This is a genomic window from Pseudomonas sp. HMWF006, from assembly GCF_003061205.1.
GTDB lineage: Bacteria > Pseudomonadota > Gammaproteobacteria > Pseudomonadales > Pseudomonadaceae > Aquipseudomonas > Aquipseudomonas monsensis.
On record NZ_QAIU01000297.1, the window covers coordinates 1 to 3,058 of the forward strand.

A 3,058-nucleotide genomic window follows, 5' to 3' on the forward strand; every position below is an offset into this window, starting at 1 on the left:
GGAGCTGGCTTGCCAGCGATGGCGGCGGGTCAGGCAACATCAATGTTGCAGGTGCCGGCCTCATCGCTGGCAGCCAGCTCCCACAGGGATTCGGGAATGATTCGGGATTTGGGGTGCGACAGATAACCAATGTGGGAGCGAGCTTGCTCGCGAAAGCGTTGGTTCAGGCAACTAGGATGCTGACTGGGCTGACGCCTTCGCGAGCAAGCTCGCTCCCACAGGTTTTCGGGTGTTTCGAAGATCCGCGCTTACTCGGTGATCTTCCCGAAATTGCGATAAAACATGTCCCCTTCCCGGCTATCGGTCATGGAGTGCAGTTGGTAGCCGCGATTGAGCCGCGCGCCGCCGTCACGGGTCAGCGGTGCCCATACCAGGTTGGCGCGGCGCATGGTCGACATGCTCATCATTTCGTCGAACGGAATCGACAGGTAGATACCCTTGTCGAAACTACCCTCGCCATACTCGGCACTACCAGCGGTGGTGATCGTCGCCCACGCACCAAAGCGCACGCCGTTGAAAAACTCTCGCGAGATATCCAGCGTGCCGCCCCAGTCCCCAGCCAGATAACGCCCGACGCTCACCGCTGCCAGCGTATCGAACGGCAAATCGGTATACGCCGTGACATGCCCGGTCACCACCGAGTAATCACGCAGGGCAAAACCCTGATCGAAATCGCGCTGGCGCACCCAGTTCAGATCCGCGCCCACCGACCAGCGCTCACCGGTCGGACGGAACAGCACTTCACCGCCGACCCCGGCGAACATCGACTCCAGATACCCACCGTAAACCATGCCATACAGGTCTTTATCCAGCTGCTCGGCATGGCTGACCTGGAACAACGGCATGGTCGTGTTGGACGTGGTCAGGTACTGACGCAAATCCGTACGCACACGCGGCAAACCACTCGGCGCGTCATAGGTGAATTTGTCGAAGTTGTTCGCCAGGTTGGCACTGAGCAAACCGCTCCACCAGGTGTTGCGGTTGAAGCGGTATTCAGCGTCCGCATCGGCACTCAATTGATAGAGCAAGCCATCCGGGCCGCCGACGTTCTGTTTGAAGCCCAGCCCCACGCCATAGCTGAAGTGCTGCGGCGCTTCGGTGTAGAGGGTTTTCTCGTTGTGCGGCATGGCCGGGTTGATCTCGGTGGTGCGGTGCAGCGACTCCAGTGGCTCTTCGTTGTTGATCACTTCGCGAAAGGTCTGACGCGGCACGCTGGTTTCTTCCAGCGGCAGGTCGTAGCGTTTGTTGACCACGGTGAACCAGTTGATGTCGTCGTTGACGCTGTTATCGAGAACCCGACTCGCACGCCCCACCGCTTTGGACGAGTGGAAGTAGCGCTGCTGTTCGCCATACACGATCAGCTCGGAATCACGCTGCGCGATGCGCTCGACTTTATAGCCGGCATTCTGCTGCAGGCGCTGCGAGACGTTGGCCCAGTCGACCTGATCCGGCGCCGTGGTCGGCGCCTTCGCCGGCAGCGGCTCAGGAGTCGGATCGTAAGTCTTGGCCGGCGCCTTGCGGCTGACGAAGTTGGTGTGGAAGGTCACGCCGAACATCGCCGTATTACCGCGCTCCCACGCCGCGCTGACATCAACCGAATCGGTGACCTTGAACACCGCGCCGAGGTTGATCGGCGAGTCCTGCTTGATCTCATTGTCCTTCGGCTCGTGCTTGTAGTCGTTGCCTTCAAATTCGAGTTTCAGGCTGAGACGATCCCACGGCGTCTGATAGCTCACGCCACCGAAGAACGACGGCCGGCCGCGAAAGTACGAACCCGAGTTAACGTCACCGGTGCCTTCGAGGGCCGGACGGGTATCGAAGCGATCACTGACGTAGCCCAACGGGTTGTCCATGTCGCCGCGATTACCGAGGTATCCCCAGGCAATCCCGGCGCTGAAATCGAAATTGTCGTAGCGCTTGTTGGCGACGAAAAATTCACTGGAAAACAAACCGGTACCGCCGATGTCTCGGAAGCCCAGCGCCACGTCGGGCAGCCAGTGGCTTTCCTGCCACAGCCGGACTTTGACGTCGACCGCCTTGTCCTTATAGCTTTGACTACCGCTCAGGGCCTCCGAGCCGTACGGCCGGTTGGTGATCGCGGTGTAGCGAAACGAGCCCTCGAGCCAGTCCAGCGGCTGCAGCGAAACGCTGTAGCGGCTGTACGGTTCGGTGCGGTTGGCGTTGACGCTCAACTCGCCGGCCGGGGCCATGCGCGCGGTCGGCGTCTGCAACAGACCGGTGCCACCGAAGTCGTTCTGAGTAATGCGCGGTTCGGCATGCACCAGACCACAAGGCAATAACAACACAGCTGCAAAACGTAACTTCAACGAACCACCTCGGCCAGCTGCGTGGCAATGAATTCGGCCAACTGCTGATTCAGTTCAGGAAGAGGCGGATCCAGATCATCATTTTTCACCGGCACCAGAATCTTGCTGCCGGCCACCGGGAATTGCCCGGACTCGCGATTCCAGTGCGCGATGCCGACACGCCGCGACACGCCATTGGGCTGGATCAGCCACAGGTAATCGGCTTCGGCATCGTCCAGAATCGTGCAGCTTTGCAGGTATTCACGGGCCTCCTGCAACGGCTGATACGGCAAGTGGCACGGCTCGGCGACTGCGCCCAGCACTTGCACTTCATCGACACGTTTCGGATAAACCAGACGATCGCCGTCATCGAGACGAATGTTGCGCGCGAAACCAACCTCCAGCGCCACCGGATCGAGGTCGGCAATCTGCCGGCCCGTTACCGGCATCTGCCGCACGTCTTCGGCCAGACGCCGGGCTAGCGCCACACGACTCGGTCGATCAAACAACGTCGCCATGCGCTGCAGCACGTCGAGGTCAAACAGCACGCCAACCTTCAGCCGTGTCTGCTCCTCAATCAACGACTGCCGCAGCAACCCGCCCGCCAGCCAATAGCCTTCGGCATTCGGCACCGCTTCACCGATCACATCGAGCAAGCGCCCGCCCGGTGGCAACTCGACCGGTCCGGGATTGGCGACATCGCCCGTCACCGTGACGGCCGCCTGACTCACACTGGCGACCAGCATCAGGCC

At 60.8% G+C, this 3,058-nt stretch carries 2 protein-coding genes; both read right to left on the reverse strand.

The genetic code is table 11. The annotated features are described in order from the left end of the window. Positions 1 to 248: 248 nt before the first annotated feature. On the reverse strand, positions 249 to 2,327 hold the full coding sequence (locus DBR24_RS12230) for a YjbH domain-containing protein (RefSeq protein ID WP_128614878.1): 2,079 nt from the start codon (positions 2,325 to 2,327) through the stop codon (positions 249 to 251). Further along, on the reverse strand, positions 2,324 to 3,055 hold the full coding sequence (locus DBR24_RS12235) for a capsule biosynthesis GfcC family protein (RefSeq protein ID WP_256591425.1): 732 nt from the start codon (positions 3,053 to 3,055) through the stop codon (positions 2,324 to 2,326). The genes DBR24_RS12230 and DBR24_RS12235 overlap by 4 nt, the downstream gene beginning before the upstream one ends. Between the last annotated feature and the right edge of the window lie 3 nt (positions 3,056 to 3,058).